Raw genomic sequence first — 17,254 nt, forward strand, 5'->3', positions numbered from 1 at the left:
ATCCGGGCCGAGGCGTCGCGGGCCGCGAGCGCCTACGATGACATGCCATGCCCGCGCAGGAAGAAGATCTCGTCGTCGCGCGCCCCGAGGGCCTGTACTGCCCGCCGGGCGATTTCTACATCGACCCCTGGCGGCCGGTCGCGCGCGCCGTCATCACGCACGCGCACTCCGACCATGCGCGCACCGGCCACGGCCACTACCTCGCCCACACCGACAGCGCCGGCACCTTGCGCGCGCGCCTGGGCGCCGACATCCCGCTGCAGACGCTGCCCTACGGCGCGGCGATCGAGCACCGCGGCGTGCGCGTGTCGCTGCATCCGGCCGGCCATGTGCTGGGCTCGGCGCAGGTGCGGCTCGAACACGGCGGCCGCGTCTGGGTGGCCTCGGGCGACTACAAGACCGAGCCCGATGGCACCTGCGCGCCCTTCGAGCCGGTGCCCTGCGACACCTTCATCACCGAGTCCACCTTCGGCCTGCCGATCTATCGCTGGCCCTCGCAGGCGCAGCTCATCGCGGAGATCGACGCCTGGTGGCGCGCCAATGCCGAGGCCGGCCGCGCCTCGGTGCTGTTCTGCTATGCCTTCGGCAAGGCGCAGCGCATCCTGCATGGCGTCGACGCCTCGATCGGGCCGATCGTCGTGCACGGCGCGGTCGAGCCGCTCAATGCGGTCTACCGCGCCGCGGGCGTGGCGCTGCCGGCCACCTTGCGCGTCACCGATCCCGGCGTCGACGCGGCGCTGCTGAAGCGCGCGTTGGTGCTGGCGCCGCCCTCGGCACAGGGCACGCCGTGGATGAAGCGCTTCGGCGCCTATGCCGATGCCTTCGCGAGCGGCTGGATGCAGTTGCGCGGCACGCGGCGCCGGCGCGGCGTCGACCGCGGCTTCGTGATGTCGGACCATGCGGACTGGCCCGGGCTGCAGCAGGCGATCGCGGGCACGGGCGCCGAGCGCGTGTTCGTCACCCATGGCAGCGTGCAGGTGATGGTGCGCTGGCTGTCGGAGAACGGCCTCGACGCGCAGGGCTTCAAGACCGAGTACGGCGACGAGGACGACCGGGAAGCACCGCCGCCCGCCGGAGAGGCGGCGCCGGCATGAAGGACTTCGCCGCGCTCTACCGCGAGCTCGATGCCAGCACCTCGAGCCTCGCCAAGCAGGCCGCATTGCAGCGCTACCTGCGCGCGGCCGATCCGGCCGATGCCGCCTGGGCCGTCTACTTCCTCGCGGGCGGCAAGCCGCGCCAGCTGGTGCCGACCAAGCTGCTGCGCCTGCTCGCGCAGGAGGCCGCGGGCCTGCCCGAGTGGCTGTTCGACGAGAGCTACGAGGCCGTCGGCGACCTCGCGGAGACCATCGCGCTGCTGCTGCCGCCGCCGAGCGAAACGCACGAGCTCGGGCTCGCGGCCTGGGTCGAGCAGCACCTCCTGCCGCTGCGCGAGGCCGCGAAGGCGGCGCCCGAGGAACTGGCCGACAGGCTGCGCGCGCAATGGCGCCGGCTCGCGGCCGAGGAGCGGCTGGTCTACTTCAAGCTCATCACCGGCGCCTTCCGCGTCGGCGTGTCGAAGCTGCAGGTCACGCAGGCGCTCGCGGCCGTGGGCGGCATCGATGCCAAGCGCGTCGCGCAGCGGCTCATGGGCTACACCCACATCGGCGCGCGGCCGCGGGCCGGCGACTACGGCACGCTGATCGCGCCCGAATCGGATGCCGAGCAGGTACAGAAGACCAGCGGGCAGCCCTATCCCTTCTTCCTCGCGCACCCGTTCAACCTGCCGCTCGAGCAGTTCGACGCGGCGCTCGGGCCGCCCTCGGACTGGATCGTCGAGTGGAAGTGGGACGGCATCCGCGCGCAGCTCGTGAAGCGCGCGGGCGTGGTGTGGCTGTGGTCGCGCGGCGAGGAGCTGGTGACCGAGCGCTTCCCCGAGCTCGCGGCGCTCGGCGAGGCGCTGCCCGACGGCACGGTGGTCGACGGCGAGATCGCCGTGTGGCGCGACGGCCGGGTGCAACCCTTCGCCGAACTGCAGAAGCGCATCGGCCGCAAGACGCTGGGGCCGAAGCTGCTGCGCGAGATCCCGGTGGTGCTGCTGGCCTACGACCTGCTCGAGTGGGAGGGCCGCGACCTGCGCGCGCTGCCGCAGGCCGAGCGCCGCGTGCTGCTCGACGAGCTGGTCGCGGGCCTCGCGCATCCGCTGCTGCTGCCGAGCCCGATGCTCGAGGGCGCCGACTGGGCCGATCTCGCGCGCCAGCGCGAGGCGGCGCGCAGCATGGGCGTCGAAGGGATGATGCTCAAGCGCCGCAGCGCGCAGTACGGCGTGGGCCGCACCAAGGACGTGGGCGTGTGGTGGAAGTGGAAGATCGATCCGCTGAGCATCGACGCGGTGCTGGTCTATGCGCAACGCGGCCATGGCCGCCGCGCCAGCCTCTACAGCGACTACACCTTCGCCGTGTGGGACGGTCCGCCCGAACAGGCCGAGCGCAAGCTCGTGCCTTTCGCGAAGGCCTACTCGGGCCTCACCGATGCCGAGATGGCGCGTGTCGACGCGGTCATCCGCAAGACCACCATCGAGAGCTTCGGGCCGGTGAAGAGCGTCAAGCCCACGCTGGTGTTCGAACTCGGCTTCGAGGGCATCGCGCGCAGCGCGCGCCACAAGAGCGGCATCGCGGTGCGCTTTCCGCGCATGCTGCGCTGGCGCGAGGACAAGCCGGTGCAAGAGGCCGACACGCTGCAGACGCTGGCCGCGCTGCTGCCGTCATGAACAGGGCGGTCAAGGCGGCGCTCGACGCCTGGTTCGCCGCGCGTGGCTGGAAGCCCTTCAAGTTCCAGCGCGAGGTCTGGAAGGCCGTGGCGCAGGGCCGCTCGGGCCTGTTGCATGCGACCACCGGCGCGGGCAAGACCTACGCCGTGTGGCTCGGCGCGCTGCTGGCCCATGCGCAGGCCGCGCGGCCGCGCAAGGAAGGCGCGCGGCCGGCACCGGCGCCGCCGCTCACCGTGCTGTGGCTCACGCCGATGCGCGCGCTCGCGGCCGACACCCTGCGCGCGCTCCAGCAGCCGCTGGAGGCGCTCGGTGCCGGCGTGCAGCCCTGGAGCGCGGGCGCGCGCAGCGGCGACACCTCCTCGGCCGAGCGCAGCGCGCAGAACACGCGCCTGCCCACGGTGCTGGTCACCACGCCCGAGAGCCTGTCGCTGTTGCTCGCGCGCGCCGATGCCGGCGAGGTGCTGGGCCAGGTGAGGATGGTGGTGGTCGACGAGTGGCACGAGCTGCTCGGCAACAAGCGCGGCGTGCAGGTGCAGCTCGCGCTCGCGCGGCTTCGGCGCTGGAACGCGGGGCTCGCGGTCTGGGGCATGTCGGCCACGCTCGGCAACCTGCACGAGGCGATGCATGCGCTGCTGGGCCACGGCGACGGCGTGCTGGTGCAGGGCCAGGTGCCGAAGAAGCTGGTCATCGATTCGCTGCTGCCGGGCCGCGCCGAGCGCTTTCCCTGGGGCGGCCACCTGGGCCTCACGATGCTGCCGCAGGTGCTCGAGGAGATCGCGGCCAGCAGCACCACGCTGGTCTTCACCAACACGCGCTCGCAGTCGGAGATCTGGTACCAGGCGATGCTCGAGGCGCGGCCCGAATGGGCCGGCACCATCGCGCTGCACCACGGCTCGCTCGACCGCGAGGTGCGCGAGTGGGTCGAGCTGGGCCTCAAGAGCGGCGAGCTCAAGGCCGTGGTCTGCACCTCGAGCCTGGACCTCGGCGTCGACTTCCTGCCGGTGGAGCGCGTGTTGCAGATCGGCTCGCCCAAGGGCGTGGCGCGGCTGCTGCAGCGCGCGGGCCGCTCGGGCCATGCGCCGGGCCGGCCCTCGCGCATCACGCTCGTGCCCACGCACAGCATCGAGATGGTCGAGGGCGCGGCGGCGCGCGGCGCGATCGCCGAGGGCCACATCGAGGCGCGCCATTCGCCTGACCAGCCGCTCGACGTGCTGGTGCAGCACCTCGTGACCGTGGCGCTCGGTGGCGGCTTCGTGCCCGACGATCTCTACGAGGAGGTGCGCGGCACGGCCGCCTATGCCGGCCTCACGCGCGCGCACTGGGCCTGGTGCCTGGACTTCGTCGCGCAAGGCGGCGCCTCGCTCGCGGCCTATCCCGACTACAGGCGCGTGGTGCCCGATGCGCAAGGCGTGTGGCGCGTGCCCGATGCGCGGCTCGCGCGGCGCCACCGCATGAACATCGGCACCATCGTGAGCGACGCGAGCATGGCGGTGCAGTACCTCGGCGGCGCGAGGATCGGCAGCGTGGAGGAGGGCTTCGTCGCGCGCATGAAGCCCGGCGACTGCTTCCTGTTCGGCGGCCGGCTGCTCGAGCTGGTGCGCATCCACGACATGACGGCCTGGGTGCGGCGCGCCAGCGGCCAGCGGCCCGCGGTGCCGCGCTGGAATGGCGGGCGCATGCCGCTGTCGAACACGCTGGCCGACGCGGTGGTGCAGCAGCTCGCGCTGGCCGACCAGGGCCGGTGGGAGTCGCCCGAGCTGCGCTGCGTGCGGCCGCTGCTCGAGCTGCAGCAGCAGTGGTCGGCATTGCCCACGCCGCGAACGCTGCTGGCCGAGACGCTGAAGACGCGCGAGGGCTGGCACCTGTTCCTCTATCCCTTCGCGGGCCGCCATGTGCACCTGGGGCTCGCGAGCCTGCTGGCCTGGCGCGTGGCGCAGCACGAGGCGCGCACCTTCTCGATCGCGGTCAACGACTACGGCTTCGAGCTGCTGAGCGCGAGCGAGGTCGACTGGCCCGCGCGGCTGCCCGAGGTGCTCGGCATGCCGGCGGGCGACGCGGCACAGGCGCATGAGGCACTGCTGCACGAGGTGCTGGCCTCGCTCAACGCGGGAGAGCTCGCGCAGCGGCGCTTTCGCGAGATCGCGCGCGTGTCGGGGCTGATCTTCCAGGGCTATCCGGGCGAGAAGCGCAGCAGCCGGCAACTGCAGGCCTCGTCCTCGCTGTTCTGGGAGGTGTTCCGCAAGTACGACCCCGACAACGCGCTGCTCGCGCAGGCCGAGCGCGAGCTGCTGTCGCAGGAGCTCGAGATCGGCCGCCTCGCCGCCAGCCTCGCGCGCATGGGAACGCAGCAGCTGGTGCTGCGCGCGCTCGAGCGGCCGACGCCGTTCTCGTTTCCGCTGATGGTCGAGCTGTTCCGCGAGAAGCTGTCGAACGAGAACGTGGCCGACCGCATCGCGCGCATGGTCGAGCAGCTCGAGAAGGCGGCCGGCGGTGCCGTGACCGCGGGCGGTGCGGAGCGGGTGCGAAGCACGCTGGCCTTCGGGCAGGAGGGCGCCGCCCGGCCGCCGGCACCGCGGCGCGAACGCCGGCGGCGGCCTTGACGCTTCAGCCGGCGCCGTGGGCCCTGGCCCAGCGCACGATGTCGGCCGCGCCCATCGCGCCGGCCTGGCGCGCGACCTCGCGGCCGCCCTTGAACAGCGCCAGGGTCGGGATGCTGCGGATGTTGAAGCGCGCGGCCAGCGCGGGCACGGCCTCGGTGTCGACCTTGGCGACGCGCACGCGCGGCTCGAGCTGCGCCGCGGCCTGCTCGTAGGCCGGTGCCATCTGGCGGCAGGGGCCGCACCACGGGGCCCAGAAATCGACCAGCACCGGGATCTCGTTGCGCGCGATGTGGCGGTCGAAGCTCGCCACGTCGGGCAGCGCGGCCGAATGGGCGCCGAACAGCGGCTTGTGGCAGTTGCCGCAGTCGGGCGCGCTGGCCAGTTGGGCCTCGCGCACCCGGTTGGTGGTGTGGCAGTGCGGGCAGACGATGTGCAGCGTGGGCGATTCGGTCATCCGGCAAAGCTAGGGGCAGGGCGGGCGAATTGCAAGTCGGACGCGGCCGCACGGTGCTTTTGCGACACTGGCCGGCGATGCGTTCCCTTCCGTCTTCTTCCACCTCCACGCCGCTGCCGCTCCAATGGGCGGGCGAAACGGTGCAACTGCTGCCCGAGCGCGCGCTCTGGTGGCCGGCCGGGCGGGCGCTGTTCGTCGCCGACCTGCACCTGGGCAAGGCCGCCACCTTCCGCGCGCTGGGCCTGCCGGTGCCGGGCGGCACCACGCTCGAGAACCTCGCGCGGCTCGATGTGCTGATCGCGCGCCATGCGCCCGAGCGCCTGGTGTTCCTCGGCGACTTCCTGCATGCGGCGCCCGCGCGCGCGGTGCTGCCCGTGGTGCGGGAATGGCGCGAGCAGTATGCGGCGCTCGCGATGACGCTGGTGCGCGGCAACCACGACAGCCGCGCGGGCGATCCGCCGCCCGCGCTCGGCATCGAGGTGGTCGACGAGCCCTGGCTGCTCGGTCCGTTCGCCTGCTGCCACCATCCGCAGGCGCATGCCACGCACTTCGTGCTCGCGGGCCATCTGCACCCGGCGCGCCGGCTGCACGGGCCGGGTCGCGACAGCGTGCGGCTGCCGTGCTTCGTGCACGAGGAAGGACAAGGACAAGGTCAGGCCGTGCTGCCCGCCTTCGGCGAGTTCACGGGTGGCTGGACCATGGAGTCGGCGCCGGGGCGGCGCTTCTATGCGGTGGGTGGATCGACCGTGTGGGCGTTGCCCGCGGTCGATTGACGAACCGGTTCAGAGCACCACGGGTTCGTCGGGCAGCTCGTTGCGATCGGGCTCGTCGTCGCGCAGCGGGAAGTGCTCGACCAGCAGCGCCGACATCTCCTCGAGCGCCTGCGTGAGCCCGTCCTCGAAGCGGCCTTCGCGAAAGGCCGCGCCCATGCGCTGCGCCATCGCGCGCCAGTCGTCGTCGCTCACCCGTGCATCGATGCCGCGGTCGGCCACGATCTCGATCGCGTGCTCGGCCAAGAGCAGGTAGATCAGCACGCCGTTGTTGTGCTCGGTGTCCCACACGCGCAGCTTGCCGAACAGCGTGACCGCGCGCTGCCGTGCAGGCGCCTCGCGGCGCAGGTAGGACATCGGCAGGCCGGCCTCGATGCAGATGCGGATCTCGCCGCTGTGGCGCCGCTCGCTCGCGCCCACGCGCGCGGCCAGCCGCGCGAGCGCGTCGGCCGGCAGCACGCGGCGCACCGCGGCCTCGTCGATCCAGCGATGGCGCCACATGCGGCCAAGCTTGGAGAAAAGGGTTGCCATGCTCACCAGTCTCCCGAGGCGCCGCCGCCGCCGAAATTGCCGCCGCCGCCCGAGCTGAAGCCGCCGCCTCCGCCTCCACTGCGGCCGCCACCGCCCCAGCCGCCACCTCCGCCGCCGCTCCAGCCACCGCCGCCACCCCCGCTGCTCCAGCCGCCACCGCCGAAGCGCGCGAGGCCCGAGGCCAGCGAGACCACGAGCGCGACCATGCCCGCGAGCACCGCGATCACGAGGCTGGTGGTGAGGAAGAACGCGACCACGCCGATGCCGCCGCCCATGACCACCGAGCCCAGGGTCTTGCCGAGGATCGCGCGCACGATCGGCGCGCCGATGAAGACGCCGACGAACAGGAAGATCGCGAGGTTCTCCCAGTCGAAGCCCTGGCTGCCGCGATCGCCGCCGTCGCGCGCGGGCTCGGGCAGCGGCTCGCCGTCGACCAGGCCGATCAGCCGGTCGACCGCCGCGTTGATGCCGCCCGCGAAGTCGCCGTTGCGAAAGCGCGGCTTCATCTCCTCGTCGACGATGCGTGCCGCCGCGAGGTCGGGCACCGCGCCCTCGAGCGCCTTGGCGGGGGCGATGCGCATCCGGCGGTCGTCCTTGGCGACGATCACGAGCAGGCCGTCGCCCACGCCCTTGCGGCCGATCTTCCAGGCATCGCCCACGCGCTGGGTGTAGCTCTCGATGTCCTCGGGCTGCGTGGTCGGCACCATCAGCACCGCGATCTGCGAACCCTTGCGCTGCTCGAAGGCCGCGAGCTTGGTCTCGAGGCCGGCGCGCTGCGCGGCGTCGAGCGTGCCGGTCTGGTCGATCACGCGCGCCGTGAGCGCGGGCACCGGCAGCGGGGCCTGCGCGAAGGCCGGCAGCGCGGCCCAGCCGAGCGCCACGGCGAGGAACGCGGCCAGCAGGCGGCGGATCAGGGCTGCGGCCATCGGCGCAGCTTTGCCTTACTTCTTCGGCGCGCCGAAGTCGACCGTCGGCGGCACCGAGATCTGGGCTTCGTTCTGCACCGAGAAGTTGGGCTTGGGCGCGTAGCCGAAGACCTTGGCCGTGAGGTTGGTCGGGAAGCTGCGCGCGAGCACGTTGTACTCCTGCACGCTCTCGATGTAGCGGTTGCGCGCCACGGTGATGCGGTTCTCGGTGCCCTCGAGCGTCACGCGCAGGTCGCGGAACGCCTGGTTGGCCTTGAGGTCGGGGTAGCGCTCCGACACCACCATCAGTCGCGACAGCGCCGAGGAGAGCTCGCCCTGCGCCTGCTGGAACTTGTTGAAGGCCTCGGGGTTGTTGAGCGTCTCGGGCGTGACCTGGATCGAGGTCGCCTTGGCGCGCGCCTCGATCACCTTGGTCAGCGTGTCCTGCTCGAAGGCGGCTTCGCCCTTCACGGTGGCGACGATGTTGGGCACGAGGTCGGCGCGCCGCTGGTACTGGTTGAGCACCTCGCTCCAGGCCGACTTGCTGGCCTCGTCGAGCGACTGGAACTGGTTGTAGCCGCATCCGCTGAGGGACAGGACCGCCGCGAGGATCAGGAGCCAGCGCTTCATCATCATTTGCATTACCTCCACAGAATGGGGCCGAAGTTAGCATAGGTGCTGCTATGTCCCTCGATCCGCTCCAAGCCCTGCGTGGCGCGAACCGCCCGGCGGTGCCCGTCCCCGACGCCTCCGCCGCCTTCGGCACGCTGCTCATTGCCGGTGCCACCGGCGCGCTCGGGCAGGAGCTGCTGCACCGGCTCGCGGGCAGCCACCGCCACGCCCATGTGCGCGTGCTGGTGAGCGAGCCCATGCACGACGGGCTGCCCGGCGTCGAGTCCTGCCTGTGCCCGCCGCGGCCGATTGCGCAATGGCCGCCGACCTCGGCCCGGGCCGCGATCGTGGCCTTCGACGCGCCGCGCCTGTACCACGGCCGCGAGCGCGCGCTGTGGCTGCCCGACCCCGAGCAGCTGCCGGCGCTCGCGCGCTGGCTGCGCGGCTGCGGCGTGCAGACGCTCGTCATCGTGCAGCCGCACGACCAGGGCCGCCTGCCCGAGGCGCTCAAGCGCGGCCTCGCGAACCTCGACGAGCAGGCCGTGGTGGCCTGCGGCTTCGAGCGCCTGCTGATCCTGCGCTCGGCGCGCAAGCCGGCCGCGGCGCAGCGCGCGAGCCGCCCCGAGCGGCTGGCGGCCTGGATGCTCGGAACGCTGAGCTACATGGTGCCCAGCAGCGAGCAGCCGGTGCGGCCCTCGAAGCTGGCCGAGCTGGTCGACCTCGCGCTGCGGCTCGCGCCGCCGGGCGTGCACATCGCGGCGCCCGAGGTGGTGTGGCGCGCGGCACAGCCCGGGGCGATGCAGGCGGTGGCGCGCGAGTGGCTCGGCGCGCCGGCCGAGGCGCCGGACGCTGCCTGAAACCGGCGCCGCGGCCGGGCGAAAGCGCCTGCAGTGGGCGCGTCACGTTGGGCGCGGCAGAATCACGCCCATGCCCAAGTCCCCACTCCGCACCGCCGCGGCCATCGGCGGCACCGCCGACGACATCGAGGCCGCCTTCTACGAGGCGCTGCAGCGCGGCGACATCGACGCGCTGATGGCCTGCTGGGCCGATGAGGACGAGGTGTTCTGCGTCCATCCGGGCGGTCCGCGGCTGGTGGGCACGGCGGCGATCCGCTCGGCGTTCGAGCAGATGTTCGGCAACGGCGCGATCCACGCCACGCCCGCGCACGTGCGCAAGATCGATTCGATCGCGAGCGCGGTCCACAACGTGCTCGAGCGCATCGAGGTGCTCACGGTCGAGGGACCGCGCCATGCCTTCGTGCTGGCGACCAACGTCTATCACAAGACCGCGCAGGGCTGGCGCATGGTGGCGCACCATGCGAGCCCGGGCAGCGCGCGCGAGCCCGACGACGCGAACGAGCTGCCGCAGATGCTGCACTGAGCGCCGGCGTCTTCCTCCTTCGTTCGATGTCCGCGTTCCTTCCTTCTTCCTTTCCCTCCGGCACGCCCGACGCGCCGACGCCGTCCGCGATGGACTACCTGGCGCCACGCTGGCTGCCGGGCGGCAACCTGCAGACGATCTGGGGCGCGCTCTATGCGCGCCGCTTCGAGGGCGCGGCGCCGGTCTACCGGCGCGAGCGCTGGACCGCGCCCGACGGCGACTTCGTCGACGTGGACTTCGCCGATGCGCCCGGTTCGCGGGGCGCGTCCGGCGGCCGGCCCCTGCTGGTGCTGTTCCATGGCCTCGAAGGCTCCTCGCGCAGCCACTATGCCGAGGCCTTCGCCGACTTCGCCGCCGCGCGCGGCATGGACTTCGCGGTGCCGCATTTCCGCGGCTGCAGCGGCGAGATGAACCTCGCGCCGCGCGCCTACCACTCGGGCGACTTCGAGGAGATCGGCTGGATCCTGGCGCGCATGCGCGCGAGTCGCAAGGACGGCGCGCCGGTGCTCGCGGCCGGCGTCTCGCTCGGCGGCAACGCTCTGATGCGCTGGGCCGGCGAGGCCGGCGACAGCGCCTCGCGGGTGGTGAGCGCGGTGGCCTCGGTGTGTTCGCCGCTCGATCTCGCGGCCGGCGGCGACGCCATCGGCCGCGGCTTCAACCGGCTGGTCTACACCCGCATGTTCCTCGCGACCATGAAGCCCAAGGCGCTGGCCAAGCTGGCGCAGTTTCCGGGGCTGTTCGATGGCGCCCGGCTCGCGGCCGCGCGCGACCTGCGGACCTTCGACGACGTCTTCACCGCGCCGCTGCACGGCTTCGTCGACGCGGACGACTACTGGCGGCGCGGCTCGGCCAAGCCGCACCTGGGCGCGATCCGCGTGCCGGCGCTGGCGGTGAATGCACGCAACGACCCCTTCATCCCCGCGGCCAGCCTGCCGCGGCCCGGCGAGGTCGGCCGCCACGTCACGCTGTGGCAGCCCGCGCACGGCGGCCACGTGGGCTTTCCGATGGGGCGGCCGCCGGGCCATGTGCGCGGCATGCCCGAGCAGGTCGGGCGCTGGCTCTGCCGCCAGGCCGGCGTGCCGGCCGACGCGGTGCGCGCCGTGCCGCGGGGACAATGAGGCCATGGACGACATCGTCAGACAGGCCCTGGCCAAGTGGCCCCACGTTCCGCACTGCTACGGCTGGCTCGGCCTCGACGCGCGCGGCAACTGGTACATGCGCGACGACCGCACCCAGGCCCAGGGGCCGTTTCCGGCCGCCAAGGGCTCGATGCTGCGGCACGACAAGCTGATCGACTTCATCCACCGCAACTACGAGCACGACGACGAAGGCCAGTGGTTCTTCCAGAACGGGCCGCAGCGCGTCTACGTGGAGCTGGAGGCGGCGCCGCTGGTCTGGCGCATCGCCGAGACCGGCTTCGCGGTGACGGCGCACACGGGGCAGACCGTCGAGGTCACGGGCTGCCTGCTCGACGAGCACGGGCATCTCTATCTGTCGGCGGCGCCCGGGCTGGGGCTGGTTCATACGCAGGACGTGGGTCTCGCGGCCGATGCGATCGAGCAGGGGCTGTGGACGCCCGAGACGGTAACGGCGGCGGAGCTGCCGGCGCGCTTCGGGCATGTGCTGAGCCCGGCCGAACGCCATGCCACGCAAGCCTGAATTGCTATCTAAAGCGTAGCAAGCGAACGCAAAAAAGCCGGCGCGAAGCCGGCTTTTTGCTGGGCGGACGCGGCGCGCGGGGCCGCGATCCTCTGCGAAGAATTATTTGCTGGCGCTGGCCGCCGGAGCGGCAGGCGCCGCGCCAGACGCTGCGGGGGCCGCGCCCGAAGCCGCGGGTGCCGCGGCGGCCGAAGCGCCATCGGCCGGGGCTGCCGCCGCCGGACGGTCGGGCACCGGGAACTTGGCGCCGCCGGCATTGGCCATGTAGACCACGGCACGGCCGATCTCGAGGTCTTCGAAGTCGCCGCCACCCTGGGCAGGCATCGCGCCCTTGCCCTTGAGCGCATGCTCGAGCAGCGTGGCGTAGCCCTGGCCGATGCGCGGGCCCCAGGCGGCCGCGTCGTTCAGGTGCGGTGCGCCGGGAATGCCGGGCGCGCCGTGGCAGGTCACGCACTGGGCCTTGAACACCGCTTCGCCGGCCGCCAGCGGGCGGTTGGCATCGCGGATCTCGATCGCGCCGATCTTCTTCAGGCGATCGGCCACCTCGCGGTCGCGCGCTTCCTGGGTGACGCCGTAGAGCGCCATGTTGTCGCCCTCGGCGGTACCGGCCGGCTTGTTGCCGGACACCACATAGGCCACGAGGCCCACGATGATGAAGATGGGTGCGAGGAAGGAGAAAAAGACCGCCAGCAGCAGTTGCTTGGGATTCTTGATCGGACCGGTGTGGGCTTCTTCGGTGGCCTGGTAATGCGGGTCTGCGCTCATGGCGTCCTCAAAATCGGGGGCTCGTCGGGGGGCGTTTTTCGAATCAACCGACGATTATAGAGAGGCCCTTCGCCGCAAGGCGAAGGGCCGGTCGCATGAGCGTGCGCGGATTTGCGCGCAAACAACCTTCGAAGCGGGTTCAGCCCTTGCGGCGGATGACGACGGCGGGCGGCGTCGAGGCCGCGCCGGTCGTGGCCGCGGGGGCCGCGCCACCGCTCGCGCCGCTGGTCGCGGTGCCGGCCGCGGCCGCATCGCGCGAGGCCCAGCCGCCGCCCAGCGTCTTGTACAGCGTGACCTGGTTCTGCAGCAGTTGCAGCTGCGTGGTCACGGCCGACTGCTGCGCCGTGAACAGCGAGCGCTGAGCGTCGAGCAGGTCGAGCGCGCTGGCCACGCCGTTGCGGTAGCGCAGGTCCGAGAGCTTGAAGCGCACCGCCTCGGCATCGGCCTGCGCGCGCTGCGCGCGTGCCTGCTCGCCGAAGGTGGCGCGGCCCGCGAGCGCGTCGGCCACTTCGCGGAACGCCGTCTGGATCGACTTCTCGTACTGCGCCACCGCGATCTCGCGCCCGGCCTTGGCCGAGTCGAGACCCGCGATGTTGCGGCCCGCGTCGAAGATCGGCAGCGTGACCGTGGGCGCGAAGCTCCAGGCCTTGGTGCCGCGGTCGAACAGGTTCGAGAACTCGCTGCTCGCGGTGCCGATCGAGGTGGTCAGCGAGACGCGCGGGAAGAAGTTCGCGCGCGCCGCGCCGATGTTGGCGTTGGCGCCGATCAGCTGCTGCTCGGCCGCGCGGATGTCGGGCCGCTCGGCCAGCAGGTCGGAGGGCAGGCCCGCGGGCACGTCGGGGATCGGGCGGATGCCGCCCAGGCCCTTGGCGCCCGCGAAGGCGCTGGCCGGCACCGGCGCGCCCAGCAGCAGCGCGAGCGCGTTCTCGTCCTGCTGGCGCGTGCGCAGCTGCTGCGCATAGGCGGCGCGCGCGGTCTCGGCCAGCGAGTTGGCGGCCTGGAAGTCGAGCTCGGACGACACGCCGTTGTCGAAGCGCAGCTTGGTCAGCCGCACCGATTCCTCGCGCGTGCTCAAGGTCTGGCGCGTGATCTCGAGCAGTTCGTCGTCGGCCAGCACCGTGAGCCAGCCGTTGGCGACCGCGGCGATCAGGCTGATCTGCGCGGCCTTGCGCGTTTCGTCGGTCGCGAGGTACTGCGCCAGCGCCTGGTCCTTCAGCGCGCGGATGCGGCCGAAGAAGTCGATCTCCCAGGCGGTGATGCCGAGGTTGACCGAGTACTGCGACGTCACGCTGCCCTGGCTGCTGTCGATCGCCTGATACGGGTTGGGGCTCGAGCGCGAGCCATTGCCCGACAGGCCCAGCGCGGGGAACAGGTCCGCGCGCTGGATCTGGAACTGCGCGCGCGCCTGCTCGATGTTGAGCACCGAGACGCGCAGGTCGCGGTTGTTGGCCAGCGCGGTCTGGATCAGGCCCGCGAGGCGCGGATCGGTGAAGAAGTCCTGCCACGGGATCGACGAGGCGGCCGGCCCGGCCGGCTGCGCCGGATCGCCCGGGTAGGTGGTGGGCACCGGCGCCGCGGGGCGCTCGTAGGTCGGGATCAGCGAGCAGCCGGCCAGCAGCAGCGCGGCCGCCAGCGCGGTGGGAATCAGTTTGTTATTGAGGTTCATGTTTTTCCTCCGTGATGCCGGCGGCTTGCGCATGCCGCTTGTTGGCTTCGCGCTGGCGCTCGCTGCCCTTGAACAGCGTGCGCACCACCACGAAGAAGACCGGCACGAAGATCACCGCGAGCAGGGTGCCCGTCACCATGCCGCCGAGCACGCCGGTGCCGATCGCGCGCTGGCTCGCCGAGCCGGCACCCGAGGCCGTGAACAGCGGCACCACGCCGAGGCCGAAGGCCAGCGAGGTCATGATGATCGGCCGGAACCGCAGGTGCGCGGCCTCGAGCGCCGACTCGATCACGCCGCGGCCCTGCGCCTGCAGGTCCTTGGCGAACTCGATGATCAGGATCGCGTTCTTCGCCGACAGGCCGATGATCGTGATCAGGCCCACCTGGAAGTACACGTCGTTCGAGTACGAACGCAGCAGCGTCGCGAGCAGCACGCCGATCACGCCGAGCGGCACCACCAGGATGACCGACAGCGGGATCGACCAGCTCTCGTACAGCGCGGCCAGGCAGAGGAACACCGCCAGGATCGCGAAGCCGTAGAGGATCATGGCCTGCGAGCCGGCGAGCTTTTCCTCGCGCGACTGGCCGGTCCACTCGAAGCCGAAGCCTTGCGGCAGCTGCGCGGCGAGCTTTTCCATCTCGGCCATCGCGGCACCGGTGCTGTAGCCGGCCGCCGCGTCGCCGCTGATGCGCATCGCGGGATAGCCGTTGTAGCGCACCGTCTGCGTCGCGCCGTTGACCCACTTGGTGGTCGCGAACGCGCCCAGCGGCACCGGCTGGCCCTGCGTGTTGGTGGCATTGAGCTTGAGCATGTCCTCGGGCTGCATCCGCGCCGGCGCATCGGCCTGCACCACCACGCGCTGCAGGCGGCCGCGGTTCGGGAAGTCGTTGATGTAGCTCGAACCCAGCGCGGTCGACAGCGCGCCATTGATCGCGTCGAAGGTCACGCCCAGGGCGTTGGCCTTGTCGCGGTCGATGTCGATCTGCAACTGCGGTGCGTCTTCCAGGCCGTCGGGACGGACCTGCGACAGGATCTTGCTCTGCGAGGCCATGCCCAGCAGCTGGTTGCGAGCGTTGACCAGTGCCTCGTGGCCCGCGCCCGCGCGGTCCTGCAGCCGGAAGCTGAAGCCGCTGGCGTTGCCCAGTTCGGGAATCGGCGGCGGGCTCAGCGGATAGATGAAGGCGTCGCGGATGCCCGAGAGCGCGCCGAAGGCACGGCCGGCGAGCGCGCTGGCCGAGTTGCCCGGGTCCTTGCGCTCGTCCCAGTCCTTGAGCGTCACGAAGGCGAGGCCCGCGTTCTGTCCCTGGCCCGAGAAGCTGAAGCCCATCACGCTCACGATGCTCTGCACTTCGGGCTGCTTCATGATGAAGCCCTCGACCTGCTGCATCACCGACAGCGAACGTTCCTGCGTCGCGCCCGGGGGCAGCTGCACGTTCACGATGATGTTGCCCTGGTCTTCCTGCGGCAGGAACGAGCTCGGCAGATGGGTGTAGAAGTACACCACCGCGCCGATGATCGCCGCGTAGATGATCAGGTAGCGCGCGGCGCGGCGCAGGATGCGCGCGACGATGCCTTCATAGCCCTTGGCGGTGCGCGAGAAGCCGCGGTTGAACCAGCCGAAGAAGCCGCGCTTCTCGTGGTGGTGGCCGGCTTCCACCGGCTTGAGCAGCGTGGCGCACAGCGCCGGCGTGAGCGACAGCGCCATGAAGGCCGAGAAGCCGATCGAGGCCACCATCACCGCCGAGAACTGGCGGTAGATGTTGCCGGTCGAACCCGCGAAGAAAGCCAGCGGCACGAACACCGAGATCAGCACCACGGTCACGCCGATGATGGCGCCCGAGATCTGCTGCATCGCCTTGCGCGTGGCCTCCAGCGGCGAGAGCCCTTCCTCGCTCATGATGCGCTCGACGTTCTCCACCACCACGATCGCATCGTCCACCACGATGCCGATCACCAGCACCATGCCGAACATGGTCAGCACGTTGATCGAGAAGCCTAGAGCGAGCAGGGTGGCGAAGGTACCGAGCAGCGCGATCGGCACCACGATGGTCGGGATGATCGTGTAGCGCCAGTTCTGCAGGAACAGGAACATCACGAGGAACACCAGCGCGATGGCTTCGAACAGGGTCTTCACCACCTCGGTGATCGAGATCTGCACGAAGCGCGAGCTGTCGTAGGGGATGTCCCATTTCACGCCCTTGGGGAAGTAGCGTTCGAGCTCGCCCATCTTCGCGCGGATGGCCTTGGCCGACTTCAGCGCGTTGCCGGTCGGCGTGGGCTGCACGCCGACGCCCACCGCGGGCACGCCGTTCAGGCGCGCCGAGGTGGCATAGCTCTGGCCGCCGAGCTCGACGCGCGCCACGTCCTTCAGGCGCACGGTCGAGCCGTCGGTGTTGGCGCGCAGCACGATCTCGCGGAACTGCTCGACGCTGGTGAGCTGGCCGTTGACCGTCACCGTGGCGGCGATGGCCTGGCCCGGCACGTTCGGCAGGTCGCCGAGCGTGCCCGAGGACACCTGGGCGTTCTGCGCGCGGATCGCGTTGTTGACGTCGGCCGGCGACAGGTTGAAGCCCTGCAGCTTGGCCGGATCGATCCAGATGCGCATCGCGTTCTCGGAGCCGAACAGCTGCACCTGGCCCACGCCGGCGATGCGCTGCAGTTCCGGCACGATGTTGCGCGCGGCATAGTCGCCGAGCGCCACCGGGTCGACGTCGGGGTTGTCCGACGAGAGCATCGCGAACAGCAGGAAGTTGTCGCGCGACTTGTCGACGCGCACGCCTTGCTGCGTCACCGCCGAGGGCAGCCGCGGCGTGGCGCGCGAGAGCCGGTTCTGCACGTCGACCTGCGCGAGGTCTTCATTGGTGCCGGGCTCGAAGCTGATGGTGATCGCACCGGTACCGTCGGCCTGCGCCACCGATTCCATGTAGATCAGGCCGGGCGAGCCGTTCATTTCGCGCTCGATCACGGACAGCACGCTGTCCTCGAGCGTCTGGGCCGAGGCGCCCGGATAGGCCACGTTGATCACGATGGCGGGCGGCGCCACCGGCGGGTACTGGGCGATCGGCAACTGCGTGATGGACACGCCGCCGAGCACGAGGATGAACAGCGCGATCACCCACGCGAAGATGGGTCGATCGATGAAGAATTTGGCCATTGCGGGCGCGCT

General features: G+C 71.5%; 15 protein-coding genes. 8 read left to right on the forward strand and 7 right to left on the reverse strand.

Annotated features, from left to right (window positions below; genetic code table 11):
• The first annotated feature begins 47 nt into the window (after positions 1 to 47).
• From ACODT0_RS12410 to ACODT0_RS12420, 3 genes are read left to right on the forward strand one after another with little or no spacing between them, the layout of a single operon-like run.
• Complete coding sequence (locus ACODT0_RS12410) at positions 48 to 1,094, forward strand: ligase-associated DNA damage response exonuclease (RefSeq protein WP_489041400.1); 1,047 nt, start codon at positions 48 to 50, stop codon at positions 1,092 to 1,094.
• Complete coding sequence (locus ACODT0_RS12415; protein WP_489041401.1) at positions 1,091 to 2,746, forward strand: ATP-dependent DNA ligase; 1,656 nt, start codon at positions 1,091 to 1,093, stop codon at positions 2,744 to 2,746. The genes ACODT0_RS12410 and ACODT0_RS12415 overlap by 4 nt, the downstream gene beginning before the upstream one ends.
• Positions 2,743 to 5,346 (forward strand): ligase-associated DNA damage response DEXH box helicase, encoded by a 2,604-nt coding sequence (locus ACODT0_RS12420; protein ID WP_489041402.1) that lies wholly within the window; start codon positions 2,743 to 2,745, stop codon positions 5,344 to 5,346. Before ACODT0_RS12415 ends, ACODT0_RS12420 begins: the two co-directional genes overlap by 4 nt.
• A 4-nt stretch (positions 5,347 to 5,350) precedes the next feature.
• On the opposite strand, the gene trxC is transcribed toward ACODT0_RS12420, so the two are convergent.
• On the reverse strand, positions 5,351 to 5,800 hold the full coding sequence (gene trxC / locus ACODT0_RS12425; protein ID WP_057593964.1) for a thioredoxin TrxC: 450 nt from the start codon (positions 5,798 to 5,800) through the stop codon (positions 5,351 to 5,353).
• Between the two features lie 77 nt (positions 5,801 to 5,877).
• On the opposite strand from trxC, the gene pdeM reads away from it, so the two are divergent.
• Positions 5,878 to 6,573 carry a ligase-associated DNA damage response endonuclease PdeM gene (gene pdeM, locus ACODT0_RS12430; protein ID WP_489041403.1) on the forward strand — a complete coding sequence of 232 codons (696 nt, stop codon included), beginning with the start codon at positions 5,878 to 5,880 and terminating at the stop codon, positions 6,571 to 6,573.
• Between the two features lie 9 nt (positions 6,574 to 6,582).
• On the opposite strand, the gene ACODT0_RS12435 is transcribed toward pdeM, so the two are convergent.
• From ACODT0_RS12435 to ACODT0_RS12445, 3 genes are read right to left on the reverse strand one after another with little or no spacing between them, the layout of a single operon-like run.
• Positions 6,583 to 7,101 (reverse strand): TPM domain-containing protein, encoded by a 519-nt coding sequence (locus ACODT0_RS12435; protein ID WP_172705455.1) that lies wholly within the window; start codon positions 7,099 to 7,101, stop codon positions 6,583 to 6,585.
• A 2-nt stretch (positions 7,102 to 7,103) separates the two neighbouring features.
• Positions 7,104 to 8,027 (reverse strand): TPM domain-containing protein, encoded by a 924-nt coding sequence (locus ACODT0_RS12440; RefSeq protein ID WP_422099735.1) that lies wholly within the window; start codon positions 8,025 to 8,027, stop codon positions 7,104 to 7,106.
• 15 nt (positions 8,028 to 8,042) lie between these two features.
• A complete protein-coding gene (locus ACODT0_RS12445) occupies positions 8,043 to 8,642 on the reverse strand; it encodes a LemA family protein (protein ID WP_395349219.1) in 600 nt (199 codons plus the stop codon).
• 47 nt (positions 8,643 to 8,689) lie between these two features.
• On the opposite strand from ACODT0_RS12445, the gene ACODT0_RS12450 reads away from it, so the two are divergent.
• The 4 genes from ACODT0_RS12450 (at position 8,690) to ACODT0_RS12465 (ending at position 11,657) form a co-directional block, all read left to right on the forward strand.
• Positions 8,690 to 9,475, forward strand: a complete 786-nt coding sequence (locus tag ACODT0_RS12450; protein ID WP_489041404.1) for a hypothetical protein — start codon at positions 8,690 to 8,692, stop codon at positions 9,473 to 9,475.
• A 70-nt stretch (positions 9,476 to 9,545) separates the two neighbouring features.
• Positions 9,546 to 9,998: a YybH family protein gene (locus ACODT0_RS12455; RefSeq protein WP_057593960.1), complete on the forward strand. Its 453-nt coding sequence runs from the start codon at positions 9,546 to 9,548 to the stop codon at positions 9,996 to 9,998.
• A 26-nt stretch (positions 9,999 to 10,024) separates the two neighbouring features.
• Positions 10,025 to 11,116, forward strand: coding sequence for a YheT family hydrolase (locus ACODT0_RS12460; protein WP_489041406.1), 1,092 nt, complete (start codon positions 10,025 to 10,027; stop codon positions 11,114 to 11,116).
• Positions 11,117 to 11,120: 4 nt separating this feature from the next.
• The gene (locus ACODT0_RS12465) at positions 11,121 to 11,657 is read left to right on the forward strand and encodes a DUF2946 family protein (RefSeq protein ID WP_489041407.1); all 537 of its coding nucleotides are present in this window, start codon (positions 11,121 to 11,123) and stop codon (positions 11,655 to 11,657) included.
• A 102-nt stretch (positions 11,658 to 11,759) separates the two neighbouring features.
• On the opposite strand, the gene ACODT0_RS12470 is transcribed toward ACODT0_RS12465, so the two are convergent.
• From ACODT0_RS12470 to ACODT0_RS12480, 3 genes are all read right to left on the reverse strand, one after another.
• On the reverse strand, positions 11,760 to 12,422 hold the full coding sequence (locus tag ACODT0_RS12470) for a c-type cytochrome (protein ID WP_261215481.1): 663 nt from the start codon (positions 12,420 to 12,422) through the stop codon (positions 11,760 to 11,762).
• Between the two features lie 139 nt (positions 12,423 to 12,561).
• Positions 12,562 to 14,088: an efflux transporter outer membrane subunit gene (locus tag ACODT0_RS12475; RefSeq protein WP_296739136.1), complete on the reverse strand. Its 1,527-nt coding sequence runs from the start codon at positions 14,086 to 14,088 to the stop codon at positions 12,562 to 12,564.
• Entirely contained in the window at positions 14,075 to 17,242 is a 3,168-nt protein-coding gene (locus ACODT0_RS12480; RefSeq protein ID WP_057593956.1) for an efflux RND transporter permease subunit, read from the reverse strand. Before ACODT0_RS12480 ends, ACODT0_RS12475 begins: the two co-directional genes overlap by 14 nt.
• Positions 17,243 to 17,254: the final 12 nt, after the last annotated feature.

This window comes from Variovorax sp. FG153 (assembly GCF_057809595.1).